20 protein-coding genes are annotated in these 18,876 nt (G+C 34.2%); 3 read left to right on the forward strand and 17 right to left on the reverse strand.

All coding sequences use genetic code 11. From position 1 onward, the window contains the following. Positions 1–30: 30 nt before the first annotated feature. From CHSO_RS20965 to panD, 3 genes are all read right to left on the reverse strand, one after another. Complete coding sequence (locus CHSO_RS20965) at positions 31–606, reverse strand: TerD family protein (protein WP_045500488.1); 576 nt, start codon at positions 604–606, stop codon at positions 31–33. Between the two features lie 185 nt (positions 607–791). Further along, positions 792–1,814, reverse strand: coding sequence for a lysylphosphatidylglycerol synthase transmembrane domain-containing protein (locus tag CHSO_RS20970; protein ID WP_045500489.1), 1,023 nt, complete (start codon positions 1,812–1,814; stop codon positions 792–794). 3 nt (positions 1,815–1,817) lie between these two features. Beyond that, a complete protein-coding gene (gene panD / locus CHSO_RS20975) occupies positions 1,818–2,168 on the reverse strand; it encodes an aspartate 1-decarboxylase (protein WP_029294648.1) in 351 nt (116 codons plus the stop codon). A 399-nt stretch (positions 2,169–2,567) separates the two neighbouring features. On the opposite strand from panD, the gene CHSO_RS20980 reads away from it, so the two are divergent. After that, the gene (locus tag CHSO_RS20980) at positions 2,568–2,858 is read left to right on the forward strand and encodes an HU family DNA-binding protein (protein WP_027379880.1); all 291 of its coding nucleotides are present in this window, start codon (positions 2,568–2,570) and stop codon (positions 2,856–2,858) included. Between the two features lie 548 nt (positions 2,859–3,406). Here CHSO_RS20980 and pdxH read toward each other — a convergent pair. Next, positions 3,407–4,048 (reverse strand): pyridoxamine 5'-phosphate oxidase, encoded by a 642-nt coding sequence (gene pdxH, locus CHSO_RS20985; protein ID WP_045500492.1) that lies wholly within the window; start codon positions 4,046–4,048, stop codon positions 3,407–3,409. A 24-nt stretch (positions 4,049–4,072) separates the two neighbouring features. On the opposite strand from pdxH, the gene CHSO_RS20990 reads away from it, so the two are divergent. Next, positions 4,073–4,624 carry a YqgE/AlgH family protein gene (locus tag CHSO_RS20990; protein WP_045500495.1) on the forward strand — a complete coding sequence of 184 codons (552 nt, stop codon included), beginning with the start codon at positions 4,073–4,075 and terminating at the stop codon, positions 4,622–4,624. 103 nt (positions 4,625–4,727) lie between these two features. Beyond that, complete coding sequence (locus CHSO_RS20995) at positions 4,728–5,312, forward strand: N-acetylmuramoyl-L-alanine amidase (protein WP_045500497.1); 585 nt, start codon at positions 4,728–4,730, stop codon at positions 5,310–5,312. 83 nt (positions 5,313–5,395) lie between these two features. On the opposite strand, the gene CHSO_RS21000 is transcribed toward CHSO_RS20995, so the two are convergent. The 13 genes from CHSO_RS21000 to CHSO_RS21060 form a co-directional block, all read right to left on the reverse strand. Next, a complete protein-coding gene (locus tag CHSO_RS21000) occupies positions 5,396–6,211 on the reverse strand; it encodes an aminotransferase class IV (RefSeq protein ID WP_045500500.1) in 816 nt (271 codons plus the stop codon). Positions 6,212–6,289: 78 nt separating this feature from the next. Next, entirely contained in the window at positions 6,290–6,676 is a 387-nt protein-coding gene (locus CHSO_RS21005) for an START-like domain-containing protein (RefSeq protein WP_034696870.1), read from the reverse strand. A gap of 189 nt (positions 6,677–6,865) precedes the next feature. Beyond that, positions 6,866–8,041: an aspartate aminotransferase family protein gene (locus tag CHSO_RS21010; RefSeq protein ID WP_045503106.1), complete on the reverse strand. Its 1,176-nt coding sequence runs from the start codon at positions 8,039–8,041 to the stop codon at positions 6,866–6,868. A 134-nt stretch (positions 8,042–8,175) separates the two neighbouring features. Then, entirely contained in the window at positions 8,176–8,952 is a 777-nt protein-coding gene (locus CHSO_RS21015; RefSeq protein WP_045500503.1) for a hypothetical protein, read from the reverse strand. A 1-nt stretch (position 8,953) separates the two neighbouring features. Beyond that, positions 8,954–9,784 carry a hypothetical protein gene (locus CHSO_RS21020; RefSeq protein WP_045500505.1) on the reverse strand — a complete coding sequence of 277 codons (831 nt, stop codon included), beginning with the start codon at positions 9,782–9,784 and terminating at the stop codon, positions 8,954–8,956. Between the two features lies 1 nt (position 9,785). Then, positions 9,786–10,694: a hypothetical protein gene (locus CHSO_RS21025; protein ID WP_045500507.1), complete on the reverse strand. Its 909-nt coding sequence runs from the start codon at positions 10,692–10,694 to the stop codon at positions 9,786–9,788. Between the two features lie 872 nt (positions 10,695–11,566). Beyond that, on the reverse strand, positions 11,567–13,309 hold the full coding sequence (locus tag CHSO_RS21030; protein WP_045500509.1) for an OstA-like protein: 1,743 nt from the start codon (positions 13,307–13,309) through the stop codon (positions 11,567–11,569). A gap of 3 nt (positions 13,310–13,312) precedes the next feature. After that, a complete protein-coding gene (locus CHSO_RS21035; protein ID WP_034709941.1) occupies positions 13,313–13,786 on the reverse strand; it encodes a Fur family transcriptional regulator in 474 nt (157 codons plus the stop codon). 68 nt (positions 13,787–13,854) lie between these two features. Further along, positions 13,855–15,849: a KUP/HAK/KT family potassium transporter gene (locus CHSO_RS21040; protein ID WP_045500519.1), complete on the reverse strand. Its 1,995-nt coding sequence runs from the start codon at positions 15,847–15,849 to the stop codon at positions 13,855–13,857. A 114-nt stretch (positions 15,850–15,963) separates the two neighbouring features. Continuing rightward, positions 15,964–16,944, reverse strand: a complete 981-nt coding sequence (locus CHSO_RS21045) for a pyruvate dehydrogenase complex E1 component subunit beta (RefSeq protein WP_045500521.1) — start codon at positions 16,942–16,944, stop codon at positions 15,964–15,966. Between the two features lie 288 nt (positions 16,945–17,232). Next, complete coding sequence (locus tag CHSO_RS21050; RefSeq protein ID WP_045500524.1) at positions 17,233–17,844, reverse strand: hypothetical protein; 612 nt, start codon at positions 17,842–17,844, stop codon at positions 17,233–17,235. Position 17,845: 1 nt separating this feature from the next. Continuing rightward, entirely contained in the window at positions 17,846–18,343 is a 498-nt protein-coding gene (locus CHSO_RS21055; protein WP_045500527.1) for an RNA polymerase sigma factor, read from the reverse strand. A 101-nt stretch (positions 18,344–18,444) separates the two neighbouring features. Further along, the gene (locus CHSO_RS21060; protein ID WP_045500530.1) at positions 18,445–18,864 is read right to left on the reverse strand and encodes a DUF2147 domain-containing protein; all 420 of its coding nucleotides are present in this window, start codon (positions 18,862–18,864) and stop codon (positions 18,445–18,447) included. Positions 18,865–18,876 lie beyond the last annotated feature (12 nt).

The following is an 18,876-nucleotide window of genomic DNA, read 5'->3' on the forward strand; positions in this document are numbered from 1 at the left end:
CTATCGTTTTGTGTATTAGTGTATTTACTCTTATTTGATGATTTGTCCTTTATAATATTTCTCAAGGAAGAAACCAAGATCTGCTCTGTATCCTATTCCTGAAGCTTCAAACTTCCAGCTTCCACTTCTTTTATACAGTCTTCCGAATTCAACTCCTGTTTCAATCGAAAAATCTTCATCAAGCTCATATTTTGCAATCTCCTGATTATTGCTGTTGTCAACTACTCTGATATAAGAGTTTCTCACCTGTCCGAAGTTTTGTTTTCTTCTTTCAAAATCTTCAATAGTAACTACAAAAAGAATTTCTTCAACTCTTGAATCTACCTTATCAAGATCAATAATGATGGCTTCATCATCATCCCCGTCACTGTTCTTTCCACTTGGATCATCTCCGGTATGGGTAAGAGCTCCATCCGGCGAAATCAGATTATTATAAAAAACAAAATATTCCTCGCTTACTAATTTTCTGTCAGAATCAATCATGATTGCTGAAGCATCAAGATCAAAGTCGTAGCCTGTCCCTTCATTAGGATCCCAACCAAGTCCAATTGTCATTTTAGTCAATCCGATCTCAATCTTTTGCCCTTTCTGTAGATTAATTGCCATAGTATTTTATGTTATGAATTATTTTTTGCATTAAGATAGATTTGATTTACGAATTGACCAAATTTATTTGTTAAAAATAATGGATATAAAGCAATTAAGTCTAATTTCCCAATTAAATAAAAGACAGTAAAAAAGGTCCAATTAAAAAATTGAACCTTTATACCGTATAATTGTTGGATTAATTTTTAAAATTCCTTCTTTGAAGCGACTTCATTTCTTGCCTTTGCCAGCATAGGAATAGAAACAAGTCCCATTACCAGCATAATGACAATCTGGAGCGGTAGAGAAATAAAAGAATAAGTAAGTCCCATTTCACCACCTAGATCAGCACTTTTTCCTACTGAGATAAAAAGAGCCATAAAACCATACTTCATCGCCAAATTATAAGCTCCAATTCCACCACTTGCCGGAATAATCATTCCCATTGTTCCTACAACAATAATGAAGAAACCATCCGCAAAAGTAAATGCTGAAGTTTCAGGAAGTGCAAAACACACCAGATATGCTGCAAAATAATAGGAAATCCAGATTCCCAGTGTATATAATATGAACTTTCCTTTTTGTTTTAATTTGAAAATGGTGCTTAACCCCTGAAAAATACCATCTATAAAATTGACAATTTTTCCTAAAAACGGAACATCCGCCAATCTCTTTTTAAAGGCAAAAAATAAAACTGTACCTCCTATTAATATAGCAAGAACAAGCAAAATTTTGTTAGGATTGATATTCACTCCTGAATTTTCATAGAATGATACAATTGCTTCATATTTAAACAATAATGTCAGTCCAAGGAAAGCAAGCATGCATATTAGGTCTACTACTCTTTCCAGGATAATTGTTCCGAAGGATTTGTCTACAGGTACTTTTTCTACTCCATACAAAGCTGTAGCTCGCGCCACTTCACCACTTCTAGGAATAGTAAGATTCATAAGATATCCAAATGAAATAGACCAAAGTGAATTGGAGTTTGAAATTCTATGTCCCATCGGTTCCAGCATCAGATTCCAGCGAATCGCCCTGAACCAATAAGCCAAAAGGCCAAATACAGACGCAAATAATACCCAAAGATAGTTGGCCTTAGCCAATGACTGTTGAATCACTTTAAAATCAAGCCCACGTAAGGCAAGCCATAAAAAAAAGCCTGCAAAAGCAAGCGATATTACTATTGTAATGATTGATTTTAAAGGACTTTTTGATGTTTTCTCCATGAATTACGTAAGAAGGTTTGTTTTTTCATCCGGGAAAACGATCTTCGGCTGGAAGTCTTTTGCTTCTTCAGGCGTCATCTGTGCATAGGCAATAATGATGATGATATCATCCCTTTGTACCTTTCTTGCAGCTGGCCCATTAAGGCATACTTCTCCGGATTTTCTTTTCCCTTTGATAACATACGTATCAAAACGTTCTCCATTATTTACATTGACGATATAAACCCTTTCTCCTACTACCAATCCGGCAGCTTCAATAAGGTCTTCATCTATTGTTATACTTCCTATATAATTAAGGTCTGAGGCTGTTACTCTTACCCTATGGATCTTGGACTTGAAAACTTCTATTAACATGCTGCAAATTTATTAATAAAAATTAATAAAACAGACCTTCACTACCATTAAAAAATGCCCATAAACAATGGGGTTTAATTTTGTAAAACACAACAAAAGAGACGATTAATTATATTATTAACAATTATATTCTTAAAAACATCAATACTTTATACACAATTTAGGATTTAATAAATACAGGAAATAATATTAACTTTTTGCTAAAGTCAATAAACATAAGCATTTGGCATGATTTTAGTAACCCGTAACGTAGATTTTTCGTGAAAACACGAATTATCATATTTTAACCATTTTCACTGAAAAGTAAAAAAATTGTATAAGTTTTAATAAAAAAATTGCACAATTAGAAAATAGTATTATATTTGCTATAATTACGAACTAACTTTAATATTAAAAATTATGAACAAGTCTGAATTAATCGACGCAATCGCAAAAGATGCAGGTATCACTAAAGTGGCAGCAAAAGCAGCTTTAGAATCTTTCATTGGTAACGTAACTTCTACTTTAAAGAAAAAAGACGGAAAAGTTTCTTTAGTAGGTTTCGGTACTTTCTCAGTAGCTGAGAGAGCAGCTAGACAAGGGATCAACCCTGCAACTAAAAAACCAATCAAAATTGCCGCTAAAAAAGTTGCTAAGTTCAAGGCTGGAGCTGATTTATCAAATGCAGTTTCTGGTGCTAAGAAAAAATAATCATTCAGATTATAAAAATTCAAGGCTGTTTCTTCGAAACAGCTTTTTTTATGCCTTATAATTACCGATATTGGATAGATTATTAATTATGGATTTGAATTCCTAAATTCAACTGTAATTCAATAGAAACAGACCTTCATTCGTTCATAAATAAACCTCCTCCGCTAGCTTTATTTTTAAAACAAAAGATAATCAGGGATGATGGAAACCTTTCGTTTAGTAAGACCTTATATCATTCATAAATAATCTACATGCCTCCTAATTATCTACATAAACCTTAAAGGGTTTGATCCTTACGGGATGACAAACTAAGTGATTAGAACGAGGAGAAATTGCCCTTAAAAGAAACCATTAAGAGGTATGAAGATATTAAGTTTAGGCTAAAGCCTTTAAAGTGCGTATAATAAATAAGAGAGGCTGTCTCAAAAGCGAGGCAGCCTGTTCTATTGATGTTTAAAAATATTTCCTTCAATAAATCAGCTGAAAATAGAAATAATGAAATCCAGTGCTAACTCCCATTCCCAAACTTTCCGCTTTCATCTTTCTGCTTATGGAGCCAGTCGTGAGATCTTCCAGTCCAGGTCTTCCAACTGATATATGATTCTATCGTGAAGACGGTTAGGTCTTCCCTGCCAAAATTCAATTTCGTAAGGTTTTGCAAGATATCCGCCCCAATGAGCAGGTCTTGGAACTTCTGTATTTTCGTATTCCTTTTCAAGGTCTTTTAATTTTTCTTCCAGAAACTCACGGTTTGGAATTTCCTGACTTTGTGGAGAAACTACGGCACCTAGTTGACTTCCCTTCGGTCTTGAATGAAAATAACCATCGCTTAAATTTTCCGCTACTTTTTCAAGATTAGCTTTAATAATGATTTGTCTCTCTAAATTTGGCCAGAAAAAGTGCAAGCAGGCTTTATGATTATTCTCTATTGCTTTTCCTTTTCTGCTGTTGTAATTCGTATAGAAAATAAACCCTTCATGAGTGTATGCCTTTAGCAATACCATTCTTGTTCTCGGACAACCATCCTCTTCTACTGTAGAAACAGCCATAGCATTAGCTTCTGAGACCTCAGAACTCTCACTGGCATCCAAAAACCAGTCTCTAAACTGCTCAATTGGATTTTGTTTTATCTCACTTTCAATAAGTTGGGATTTATCGTACACTTTTCTTTTGTCATGCAGGTTTTCCATAAATATTTTTTATTAAATTTGAGTATGAATCACTCATACAAAGGTAAAATATTAATCTCGACACCTGACATTTCCGGCGATATTTTTTCCAGATCGGTAGTATTGGTTATTGAACATAACGAAAGCGGAGCTTTTGGTTTGATACTGAATAAAAAGAATAGCCAGATGAGCAGTAAATTCAAGGAATTCTTTGATTTTAAGATTGAGGTATATGATGGTGGTCCTGTGGAAAATGACAAGGTCTTTTTCATTGTAAAAGGAGGTGAAAAAGTTACTGAAATCTATAGTGATATCACCGATGAATATTATCTTACCGAAGATATTGAGCGTATCATTAATGCCGTTTTGGCCAACGAACTGGATATTCACAATGTAAAAATATTCTCCGGATATTCCGGATGGGCTCCTAACCAGTTGGATAGTGAGGTTCAGAGAAAAATGTGGACGGTAGTAGATGTTTACAATCTTGATTATACTCTTCCAAATGACCAGACCTTATGGAAATCTATTATGCAGAATCTTGGTGGAGAATTCCTACTTTGGGCCAATTCACCTGAGGATATTTCACTTAATTAGCTATATCATTTTCAAATAAGTAAAATAATTAACAAATTTTAGGATTCTGTTAACCAATTTTAAAGAAAGTTTTTCCGTTCTTTGAAAAACCAAAATCACTGAAATGAAAGGTATAACATTACTTGCTTTATCAATCTTTTCGACTGCTTTTTTATCATTTACTCCTCTTAACAAGAAATACATTGTCATAGATGCCGGTCATGGTGGAAATGATTGTGGTTCAGTATATGCTCACTTTACTGAAAAAGACATCACCTTAAGTATTGCAAGGCAAATTCAGAAACTTAGTGGAATGCAGAATCAATATGAAGTGATTTTAATAAGAAATGAAGATACTTATCCCAGTCTTTCGGAAAGAACCACTCAAATCAACAAATTGAACCCAGCAATGGTTATTTCACTCCATGTTAATACTTCTCTTCAGAAAGAGACTTCTATGCATGGAACTGAAATATATGTTCAGAATTCTGAAGATTCAAAGCAACTGGCGGGAAAAATCTATAAAAAATTCAAAGTCCGTAAAATTGAAGAACGTAATAATCTTCACATGTTAAGAGAAACCAAAGCACCTGCTGTATTAGTTGAATTAGGATTCATCAATAATTCTGCAGACAGAGCTTATATTACCAGTGAAAACGGACAAAAGGAAATCGCACAAAAATTCGTTGACATCATCAACGGAAATTAAATAAAAAAAACAATTTCTGATTTACTCAGAATAAAACCCGGTAAAGGACTTTGTAATGTTGTTGTTTACCGGGTTTGTCAATTTTATGAGTTAAAACTCTTTTGCCAGTTTTCTACCAATTCTGTAAATCGGGAAGTTTCAAAGGCTTTATTTCTTATTTTACCTACAGAAAATATGCCTTTCTCATCAGAAATCATTAGAATTTCTTCTGCTTTCTGAGATTCAAATGCAATAATCTCGTGTTCCTGGATATCAGCCAGGTTATTTTTATGTAAAAAAGTAATGAAGTTTTCCATTAAAGGCGAGATGTAGGCCCCTTCTGTCTGTTTCGGAACTTTAATAATATTTCCTTCCATGAATAAAAGATTACCTGAAGTAGTGCGGGCAATTCTTTTATTAGGGTTTAAAAGGATAACATCATCAAGGTCATTTTCCTGAGCGTAAATTCCGCCATAAATATTTTCAGGACAATGTACTCTGATATTGCTTAAGAGATTATTATTTACATTAATCTCCTTAATCAGATCCAGTTCCAAAGGTCTCTGATGAACCACCAGCACATCATCCATCTCTTCAACTTCATAAAAATAGGAAACTGAAGATTTTGCCAATGTTAAGGCATCCTGATTTCTAAATACCTGGAAATTGATAATTCCGTTCTTTATTCCTTTCCCATCTATGATCTCCTTTTGGAACAATAACTGGAAAAATTCCAGTGTATAGGTTAAGGGAATATTCATTCTCATCTTTCTCATGGAAGCCATCAGGAAGAAATAGCATTCTTCATCCATGATCAATTTGCCGTCTCTTACAAAGAAAGAAACCTTTACTGCATCGCCCCAAAGAAAGGCTCTGTTCTTTACATTCAATTCGTCTGAAGTAAAATATTGATTTTCCAATTTTCGATGTGATTTATTTACAAAAAAATAATGAACGATAAATCGTTCATCAGTTTTATCATTTGATATAGTTCTGCATTATGCAGCACCTAATTTTATTCTGAGGTTCTCAATAAGATTTTCCCAATACATTGCATTTTCCTCTTCATCCCCTTCTTCACAGAAATCTGTAATATTCAGTGCTAAGTCTTCTGTAATATCATCTATTGTGATGGTCATTTCAAAGAAATTTTTAGTTCCTTCATCTTCTTCCCATCTGAAACGCACGAAACCTTCAGGCTTATATCTGATCAAAGTGGCCTTTTCTGCAGGGCCTCCACCCCAGCTAAAAAAGAAATCATCGCCTTTCTCTGTAACCTCATCCGCAAACCATTCAGACAACCCCTCCGCAGTAGCCAGATATTCATATAAAATCTCTGATAAACAATGCATTGGAAATTCGTAATGGACTTTATGTTTCGCCATATAATCTTTGTTTTTATCGTCCCGCAATATATAAATTAATTTTTTTATTACACAAAATTGCAGTTACTTTTTTAAAGAATCTGCATGATATTTATCAGAGATAAAAAATATGTATTATGTTAAGTATAAAGCCTTAAAACTGCCATGTGAAGCATAAAAAAAATCTCTCCGCTTGGAGAGACTTTGTCTTTAGTCTTCATTAAGAATATCCAGTATAATCTGACAGCCTTTTCTGATTTCGTCAAGAGATAATGTAAGGGGTGGAGAAATTCTCAAATATTCATTTCTGTATAACTGCCAGAAAACAATAAGCCCACTTTCCATACATTTCTTAGCTACTTTCAAAGTATATTCAGGTTCTCCCAGGTTAACAGCAAGCATTAAGCCTTTACCATTGATGTTTTTAATCTTTGGATGCACCAAAAGTTCTCTGAACAGTTTTTCTTTTTCTTCCACTTCTTCCATTAGACCGCTTTCCAGCACTTCTTTCAAAGTAGCATAGCTGGCTGCTGCAATCAGTGGGTTTCCTCCAAAAGTAGTAACATGTCCCAACTTTGGAGAATGAGACAGTGTTTCCATAATTTTTCTGGAACTCATGAATGCTCCTACAGGAACTCCTCCTCCCATTCCTTTCCCCATAACAAGGATATCCGGAACAATTCCAAAATGTTCAAATGAGAATAGCTTTCCTGTTCTTCCAAACCCTGGTTGAATTTCATCCAGAATTAAAAGTGCCCCTACTTCTTCACATCTTCTTTTCAGTTTAATCAGATAATCCTCATTCGGAACCAGAAATCCTGCTGCTCCTTGAATGGTTTCCAAAATAACACAAGCTGTTTTTTCTGTGATCTTTTCAAACTCTTTTTCATTATTGAATTCAATAAAAGTAACCATCGGCAATAATGGACGGAATTCTCTTTTATGATTTTCATTTCCTGAAACACTTAATGCTCCATGCGTGTTTCCATGGTAAGAATTTTTAAAGGATACAATTTCTTCTCTTCCTGTATATCTTTTAGCCAGTTTTAAACTTCCGTCGATAGCTTCTGCACCACTATTTACAAGATAAGTTACTTCTAAAGGTTCCGGAGTAGCCTCTGCAAGTAACTTACATAATGCAATCGGTTTTTCCTGTGCATATTCTCCATACACCATTACATGAAGATATTTATCTGCCTGGTCCTTAATGGCATTAATTATTTTTGGATGTGAATGTCCTAATGTATTGGCAGAAACTCCTGCTACAAAATCAAGATATTTTTCCCCATCTGTACCATAAATATAGTTTCCTTCTGCCTTTTCAACTTCAAAACCTGCAGCAAATTTTGTGGTTTGTGCCTGATATATATAAAAATCTTTGTGCATTTCCATTGTCTCAAAAAATTTCAGCAAAGCTATAAAAGATTCAGCAAATGCCGAAATTATTGATAAGGAATAAAAAAATCACCCTTAATTAGGTTAAGAGTGATTTTAATTGAAATATTAAGATTTGTTTGATATTATAATACTTTTTCTACTGTTACATAGCTATCATTTGTAATGGTATAATCAGTAGCTCCACTTATTTCAGAAATGGATTCCAGAGTGATATACTGTCCCTGTACAGCATATACAGAGATATCTAAACTAATTTTACGATTTGTTCCGTCAAAATTAACAGTATCTTCCAGCAATTGAAATCTTTTCGCATCATTCAAATATAAACTGGCTCCTAATCTATTACTAAATGCTCCAGCAGGGCCTGTAAATGTAAGACTCAGATTAACTCTATACAACCCTGTTTGCCGGATGTAAAGTCTGTTGATATTTGCTCCTGTTGTAGGAACATTTGTTTTCAGTTTTAGCGGATCTGCAAGGTAATTAGCCTTATCTATAGTATTGTTTATTGGTAATAAAGCAGTACCTCCGGTAGTTGAAACTGAATTCAATCTAAATCTTGAAATATTATCAGATTCTATTTCAAAAGCCTTACTCCACACCAACCCGTCAAAAACCATTACCTGGCCGGTGCTTTTAACAAACAAGAGCATTCCTCTCAATTCTTCTATTCTGGTTGCAGGAGCACTAGCTCCCGTGTAAGGAAGATCTGTGTCTGCATTTACAGTCGGAAGTCCGAATCCTTTCACCCCTGTTGCCTCACTGGTATTGGTTATATACATCATTACCTTGTCATTTCCACTAGCATTAGAGTCCGGATTAGGAATATTGGTAAAATTCACTTGTGCACTGTAAATATTGATGGCCAATAAAGACAGTCCGAATAAATATTTTTTCATCTTAATAAGCTTTAATTAAACGTGCTGCGAGATAAGAGTTGATTGAGTTAGCATCTGTTCCATAAGCAGACAGCGATCCTCCTGATCCACCAATAGTTCTGATGGTAGGGATAACCCTCAACTCAGCCCCTACTGGTAACGAAAGAGTTTGGGCAAAACTGCATGTCTTATTTCCATTTGTATCTATAACAAATATGAGTGAATAATTAGACTTGGTAACGATGGTTTCCCAATTTCCTGTGGGTATATATCTAACCTGCAGAGTAAGTTTAAATTCTGTAACACCTATCTGAGCCCCAAGAGATCCACCGGTAAAACCTAAAGCAGCACCCACGTCATATATACCGGCCTGTTTTATCGTTACATTACTTGCATTTTTTAACGCAAGATTATCCACAAGAACCTCACTTTTGTTGTCTGGAGCTAAATAAACAGCAGAACCTGCTGAAAGACAAATCCCTAAACCAAAAGCAATACACGGAATTGAAATCCCTGAAGAGATTCCAAGTCTTGATCCTTTAGGCTGATATATCCCTTGAATCTGTCGCGCAGGATTCCACGCATAACCATCATACTTGTAATACTGATCATCAGATTTATTGTAGATAAGCCCTCCTATAAGATTGGGATAATCATTAAATACATCTGTTACTCCAGCGTTATATTGTGGAAACGAAGTAAAACTGTTGGAATAAGGAAGTATGGCTCCCTTGGTTCCATCTATAACCTTTACAATATTTTTTGTACTATAGATATCACCACCAATACCAACCTGTGCCTGTAGAAGAAAGTATTGGCAAAAAAATGCTATAATTAATGTAATCTTTTTCATCTTATTGCATATTTATTTTTTCAACAATAATATCAGATATAGAATTTCCTGTAGTGTTCATGGCAAAAAACATATTATTACCTACACACCCTCCAATTAACATGGTTTGGTTTCCAAAAAACTTAAGTCTTACTCTGTCATTAGCATTAAAGACTCCTACATAAGTAAATGCTAACGATTGACCTACATCTATCGATCCGACAGGGATAGAACCTAGTGAAAGCAACCCTCCTGTAGTATTACTTACCGTATTATTCACGGGCCTCCAGGTGCTTCCGCCATCAGAACTAATTTCCAGATTTAATCTTGAATATAGGTTAGTGGATACTCCTAAACAAGTAGGGGTTCCAACATTAATGGCTCCACTTTTAAATGAGATTTTATACAGACCTCTTGTTTTAAAAGTAATCATGTTACTAGGAGTACCTACTAAATCTACATCTGCTGAGATTTCATTTAGAGCCGGTGTTCCTGCAGTAAAGGGAACATCTACTGCAGCACATTGCTGATTTGCCCCTATAATACAGTTGGGAAGTGGAAATATCACACAGGGATCACAAGCTGTAGTAACAGTACCATTTCTTACAAAACGAGCCATTTTATTATTCTTCATGGTCGTAACAATAGGATCTGAAATTTTCCAACTTGTTCCATCATTCTGAACAATACTCCCTGTTTCGCGGTTAAAGATAATGGAACCCTGAGTTCCGTCTCCTGTTGTCCCGGTTAATGAGGAAGGCAATGCCGAGGTTGTGTTAGCTCTCGGTAATCTTGTGGCATAATCATCTTGCTTTACGTGCAATTGAGCTCGAACGTCTGGCTGAAAGCCCGCAGTCTTGGAAATACCAACTTGGGCACCGATCTTTATATTACAAATAATAAAGATCAAGATAATAAATTCTAATTTCATATTGTCATTTTTAGATTGGCTTGACCTATTAAATGTATAAAATATTATAATTACTTAATTATGATCTTTATAAAAAAAAAATAATTCCAATATATTAGAATAAATACAACCAATAAAAACAGCTGTACTCAACAGAAAATTCTAAGTTTATGACAGAAAAAAAAATATTTTATAATTCTAAAATCTAAGGGCAAAATTTGAACAATTCTTGACTCTTTTTAGTGATTTGACTTGTGAAAATTTCACCATTTATTGATTTAAATAATGATTATTTAACATTTTATATCATAAAACAATATTTCAATCTGGCTTTCATCCAGATTAAAAGCTAATTAATGATAATTAAAGAAATAATATAAAACACTGATAATCATAACTATATGTTAAATCAAATAAATTTATTAAAAATGCCAAGATACTCATGTAATTCATTTTTCACCGTTACCAATATCATCAATAAAATCGCTTTAGCATTTTAATTTTTCACTATTCAATGGAGTAAAATACGAAATTATGAGTTTTTTAATTAAATATTAATAATCAGCAAAAAACAAGACTCTGTTTAACCAAAACCTACCTGAACAAAACTTAAATCACTATTTATATTTTTTTTTATTAGGTAATTATATACAATTTTACACTGACCCTAATATTTTACTATTTTGACTCTGTCATTCTGAATACAGGCTGAAGGCCTGCGAACGCAGCTCAGAAGTGAAATGAAGAATCTAAGCCAAATATAAGATTCTTCCTTCGTCAGAATGACAATGGTGTAAAATTGTAGTTAGACTCCTTTTATTATTCAAAAAAGATAACAGATTAACCATTAGAAATAAAAAACCGCTTTACAAATAAAGCGGTTCATTTTATAGTTATTTTCTTACTCTTTTCGGTTTTTTAGCCTCTTCTTTGGCCCGTTCTTTCTCTATAGCATCTTGAGCCTGATCATAGAGTTCATTATCTGAAGAGTATTTAATTTCTTCATAATTCGGACTGTCAACTAATACATCCTGCCATTTCCTGATCCTGTCTTTGGTATTCCAGTTGAAATCAGGAAATTTTCTTTTCGAAGGCTCTATTTTACTCATTGGATAGGTATCCGCGGTTGCTCCAATACTACAGGAAATAATCTGCAAAGTTCTTTCCTCAAACAAAGCACCAATAATACCACAAGCAGAGAGTGTGATTCCAATTCTTTCCGGTTTTTGAGTTTCTTTGTTTACATCATCTACATACGCAATAGACTGTGCATTTCCAACTACTCTAGCCTCTTTAATATCATTACCTTGATAGTAAACTGTCATATACTTACCTTTTACCTGATTGAATTCATCTTTCAGGGTTAAGGAGTCAACTTTACTAATGGCAAGGGCATTTCCAATTACTTTCAATGAGTCTATATTTTCATTCTCGGTATTAAAATAAGCTTCAACTTTATCACCCGTTACCTGTTTTTCACCACTCCATAAAATAGGCTTTGTATACATATGCATCACACCATCCGTTTCATTAAAAGCGATAGAGTCTGCTCTACCTTGTGCGTTGGATTTGTATATTCTTGCCTTTTTATAAGCTCTTAAAAAGCTTTTTTTAATTCTGATGTCCAGAGAATCCGGTCTTTGATAAGTTATGATCGTTTCTGCTGCAAAATATGCAGTGTCTTTTTCCATGATTTTAACCGCATAAGGATTTTTGGTTATCATCGAAGAATCTTTTTTCTCAAAGATTTCACCATATCCTCCTTTCACATATCTTCTTTCCTTCGGATCATCAAGCTTTACATTACCTATTGCTTTTCCAAAACCTGTGATCTGATTAAAATACATATCGTCGCCGGTAAGAATTTTATCATTATAAAAGATCTTGGAATTTTTGTTCAGGAAAGCTTCTTTGGTTTCCATCCTATAGGTTCCTCTTTCTGTGTAAACCCTGTTTTTAGGATTGGCTCTATTGGTAATGGTAGTAGGCCCGAAAAATTCTGCTACTTTGGTATTCTGATTCTGCTTGATATTAACTCCTTCAATAATGTATTGAGCGTTGTCTATTTTAACATTTCCAACAAAATCAATCATTTTCGTATCGAGAAAATAGGTTGCAGATTTGGTATACATTACATTTCCCTGGCTGTCGGAAATAGTACCTCCTGTATTAAAATAAGCCTGGCTCGACAGTTTATCATAATACAGAACTTCTGTTTTAATGGTTTGCTTTGGATCCGTAAGGACAACATTTTTCCGGGCAACCCCTTTTTGGGTATTTCCATCGTATTCCATTTCGCCTGCTGTAATAACAGAGCCATCAGCATTCTGAAGCTTTGTATTTCCAATGGCTTTGGCAAAGTTCTCTTCACTATAAAGAACAACTTCATCTGCGGTAAGTATGGATCCCTTTTGCTCTATCTGAACATTTCCTACAAAATATTGGTTACCATCATATTTTGCGGGATCTTTAATAATTTTATCTGCGTTGATAAGTTTTATTTTATCTTCGGGTTTCAGGGGCTGTGGTTTTGCAGGTGAAGAAGTCTGTAAATAAGGATCTCTCTTCACAGGAGTTTTATCCTGCGCAAAACTAAGCGTAGAAATAAAGATAAACAGAAAAAGGATTATTCTCATTAATTAGTCATTCTTAGTGCCATAAAAATATAGCGAATGAGAATCAATTTTTACGCCAAATGCGTCTTCAATGGCTTCTTTGATTCCTTGGATTCTTGGGTCACAGAATTCAATAATTTCTTCAATTTCTTTATCTGAGTCTTTTTTGTAGATCACCAGGTGGTCGTGCTGCTTGTCAAAATAAGACTTTTCATAAGATGAAGAAGTCAGAGTTTTTTCCCCGAACTGATGCTTACGGATTAAGCCTGCATCAAGGAAAATTTCAATAGTGTTATAAATAGTTGCTTTAGAAACATGATATTTCTTCTGCATCATCAGAAGATACAGATCATCAACATTAAAGTGATGATCCATATTATAAATTTCTTCTAATATCGTATATCTTTCAGGAGTGTTTCTAAACCCTTTTTCCAATAAGTAGTTTCTTAAAACATCCTTGATTAAAGCTATATTTTTTTCTTTTTGTATTGTATCCATTAAAAAAATTATCTACAAATTTATTGATTTTTATTTAAATAGATATTATGGTTTAAATACTCCAGGTATTAAGAGTTATGACGGAAGTATCCGGACTGTTCAATTTTATTGTCATAAACAGTGAGCTCTGTAATTGGTGCAGACTCCACTTCCACGTTGTGAGAAGACACTCCCCATGCCTTAAAGTCATCACTTCCGATATACTTCACAAAGTTGTAAATATTAAGGGTAATCTTCTGTTTAACAGTAAGAAGTATATCGTTGATATAGGTGTTATCTATGATCACATACTTCAAATCCGGTGGTATGTTATGAGCTCTTAAAGAAGGATGACTACTTTTTGAAGGAATGGTTTCATCTGCCATAAGATCTTTCAGTACCATATTGAAATAATCATTAATTCTCCTGTCAACTTTAAACCCTAAAAGGAAATTGATCTTATAAACGGTTCCAGGCAGAATTTCATCTACCGTATATTTGAATGTATACGGATCTTCTTGATTAACAATACTAAGGATAAAGTAATGATCTGCTCTTTTCGGCTGTTTTTTGATGATAGAATAAATAATTTTTGATTCCACTTCATCATTTCTTTTGGCTCTACTCAAATAAGCAAGATTGGTAGCATATTTCGGAATCGTTTCATCCAGCTTCATATCTTTAAGAATAGATACATATTTCTCAATTTTTACAAACTGAATAAATCTTGTTTTAATAAGTCTTCCGTTATACCATGCATACATAGAAATTCCGATAGAACCAGCTAATACAACTGTAATCCATCCTCCTTCCATGAATTTGATAATATTGGCACTAAAGAAACCTAATTCAATCGCCATATAAACCAATGCAAAAAACAATATAAGAATTTTGCTTACTCTGTGTTTCAGTAACCAGAATACCAGCAAAACAGTAGTCATCAGCATTGTGACGGTAATAGAAAGTCCATAAGCGGCTTCCATCTTTCCTGATTCTCTGAAGTGAAGTACAACAATAATACAAAGAATAAGAAGCCCCCAGTTGATTCTTGGGATATACATCTGCCCTTTCACTCCGGAAGGATAATCAATTTTTTGATTAGGCCAAAGGTTAAGCGACATTGCTTCTGAGAATATCGTGAAAGACCCTGTAATCAATGCCTGACTGGCAATAATAGCAGCAGCTGTTGCTAAAATTACTCCCGGGATGATCATCCATTCTTCCATAATTCCAAAGAACGGGTTTACTACGGAAAAACCAGGTTTGTTATAATTGGTCAAAAGCCATGCTCCCTGTCCAAGATAATTCAGAATAAGCATAATCTTCACAAATGCCCAACTTATTCTGATGTTTTTAGCCCCACAATGGCCTAAATCAGAATAAAGTGCTTCTGCACCGGTTGTACAAAGGAAAACAGCTCCTAAAATAACGATTGCACTTGGAGAGTTGGCAATAAGTTTATAAGCATAGTAAGGGTTGAATGATCTTAAAATCTCAAAATTTTCGCTTAAATGCATTACTCCCAAACCTCCTAATACTAAGAACCAAACAACCATCACGGGGCCAAAAAACTTCCCGATAAAGCTGGTTCCGAATTGCTGTACCACAAAAATAGCTATCAGAATTCCAATGGTAATAGGAACAACAGGGGTATGCGGATTATAGATTTCAAGACCTTCAATGGCTGACATTACGGTAAGCGATGGGGTAATTACTCCATCTGCAATAAGCGCAGCAGCACCAATAATTGCAATGAGATATAACCATCCTTTCTTAAGATTTCTCACCAAGGAAAACAAAGCAAGAATACCTCCTTCACCTTTATTATCTGCCCTTAAAGCAATGATTACATATTTTATTGTGGTTTGAAGAGTAAGGGTCCAGATAATACAGGAAAGAGCACCTTCTATATATTCATTGAAAGGCATATTACTCCCTTGGGACCTTGCATTCACAATTGCTTTCATTACGTAAAGCGGAGAGGTACCAATATCTCCAAAAACAATTCCTAGAGACACTAAAACTCCAATAAAGGATAGTTTCTTTATGTCGAAGTGGTAACCATCTTCTGTAACTTCTGCCATATCAGCTTAATTTATTTTAAAGGCGCAAATTTATACTAATTTTATGACGTCAAGAACTTTTCTTCATGAATATAATAAATGAAAAAACTTCCTTTCGGAAGTTTTTCTCTATAACTATTTTACGTACATCGCTTTTTTGATTTCCTCTTTTACTTTTTCAAGTTTAGGGAACCATTCTGCAAATAATGCTGCAGAGTACGGTGCAGGTGCATCAGGAGTAGTAATTCTCTTGATTGGAGCATCTAAATAATCGAATGCTTTTTGCTGTACCATATAAGTAATTTCAGAAGATATTGATCCAAATGGCCAAGCTTCTTCTAAGATCACTAATCTATTTGTTTTCTTTACAGATGCTAAAATAGTATCAAAATCTAAAGGACGAACTGTTCTAAGGTCAATAACTTCAACAGAAATTCCTTCTTTCTCCATATCTTCAGCTGCCTGCATTGCCAACTTCATGATCTTCCCGAAAGAAACTAAAGTAACATCTTTACCTTCTCTCTTGATATCTGCTTTTCCGATAGGTAAATAATATTCTTCTTCAGGAATTTCCATTTTATCACCATACATCTGTTCAGATTCCATGAAGATTACAGGGTCATTATCCTGAATAGCTGTTTTTAATAATCCTTTTGCATCATAAGGGTTGGAAGGTACTACTACTTTAAGCCCCGGACAGTTCGCGAACCAACCTTCGAAAGCCTGAGAGTGCGTAGCTCCTAATTGTCCTGCAGAAGCCGTAGGTCCACGGAAAACGATTGGGCAGTTCCACTGTCCCCCACTCATCTGACGGATTTTCGCCGCATTGTTGATAATTTGGTCAATTCCTACTAAAGAGAAATTGAATGTCATAAATTCTACGATAGGTCTGTTCCCATTCATTGCAGCCCCTACAGAGATCCCAGTAAACCCAAGTTCTGCAATCGGTGTATCGATCACTCTTTTTGGACCAAATTCATCCAGCATTCCTTTTGAAGCTTTATATGCACCATTATATTCTGCAACTTCCTCCCCCATCAGGTAAATGGATTCGTCTTTACGCATTTCCTCGCTCATTGCCTGCGCAATTACCTCACGAAAAGTATATTCTGCCATATTTTCTTGAAAAATTTAGACTACAAAAATAGTGTTTTTTTATTATACACATAATAAAAAGGCGTTTCATTTGAATGAGATGTCTTAATATTAATGATAATTCAAAAAGGGAGTTTTACGGTAAAGGGAGTTGGAAGTAGGAAGAGAGAAGTTATTAAGGACAAAAGAACTCCTGAAAATATATTTCTATTGATAGTCTTATATTTATTTCGTTATCAAAATCTGATAAGATTTTCAAAAACAATATTTAATAATCTCTACCCTTATCTCCCCAACCTGTTCCTTACATTATTTTACTTCCTGAATACTCAATTCTTTATAGTTCTTTCTGAGATCCTGTAAAATTCTTCCGTAGGTTCTTTTATAAATGAAATACAGAAGGTAAAAAGCAATCAGTACAAAAATACCAAAAGCAATATAATTTCCCAGTACAGGCACTATCGTATCAGGGTTAGCAGGCAAAGCCTTTATATGATGATTGTTATTCCAACCGTCATGCCACCCTGCCATGAAATCTCTTGTATTATGATCGAAATGAATAATACTGTCTGTAACAGCCAATATTAATGATATACCTGCATATCCTAAAATAAGGGTTCGCATATTTAGAATACTTTTCATTAATGTGATACTGTCCTGCCCAGCCTTCATTTTACGAAATAAAAAGATAATTAATCCCGTAAAAACAAAAAACACAGCTATTCTTATATAAGGAAATTCTTTATTCAGCCATCCATATAAAGCCCATAAAACCATTTCGACTAATCCGATAATCAATAAAGTTTTGGTTATGGAAACAGATTTATGTTTTATCATATTATAAATCTCATTTTCGGAATATTCTTTAAAACAATCAGACTCCTTATTCCAGTCTTTTTTCAACAATTCTAATTCGTCCATATTATTTTGTGTTTATTTTGGTTTTTAAATTATTCTTAGCCCTGTTCATCTTTACTCTTGCATTTCCTTCATTAATCCCAAGAATATCTCCAATTTCTTTATAGGACTTATCTTCCAGATACATCATGATTAAGGCTTTTTCTACATCAGATAATGTGTAGATTGCCTTATACATTTTCTGGAGCTTATGTTCATCATCTTCATAAACCTCATATTCCATTTTAAGGGATGAAACATCGATATCCACTGTTTGTGCATCCTTTTTCTTTGGTTTTCTGAATAAAGTAATTGCTGTATTAAGAGCTACCCGATACATCCAGGTCGAAAACTTAGCATCTCCTTTAAAACCAGGAAAAGACTTCCATAACTGAATGGTAATTTCCTGAAAAAGGTCATCATGATCTTCAGCATTATCTGTATATATCCTGCATATTTTATGGACAAGCTTTTGATTGGGCTTAAAAAAGTCTATAAATGTTTTCTCCTGTTCGGTGCTCATATTCTATAAGTGGAGAGATTTTATTTTCGTTACATAATTTTTCAAAAAAAAATGACATTTCATTTCTGAAATGTCATTTTAAAATTCTATTTAAACTTATATTAATTAGCTTTCTCCCAAATCTGGGTTCTTCCTAATAATGATAATCCCAGATAACCTCTTACATTAAGCTTATCACCGCCTTTTGTAATGGTACATTTATAAGTTTTCCCTGTTTTAGGGTCTGTAATAGTACCTCCTGTAAATTCATCACCATCTTTCTTAAGTCCTCTGATGATTTCCAGCCCTACAAGCGGTTTGCCTTTTCTGTCGTCTTTACAGGTTGTACAATTAGGATCTGCCGGTTTTGTCAATAACTGAGAAATCTTCCCATAATACTTTCCATCAGTCTTTTTGAAGATTTCCACAATAGATTTAGCCTGCTTAGTCTCATCATCTATTGTTTTCCACTTTCCTTCTATCTGCGCAAATGTCATCACACCAAATAAAGAAAGCACGAATGTTAACATTATTTTTTTCATATTTCTATAGTT

The sequence above is a fragment of the Chryseobacterium sp. StRB126 genome, assembly GCF_000829375.1.
GTDB lineage: Bacteria > Bacteroidota > Bacteroidia > Flavobacteriales > Weeksellaceae > Chryseobacterium.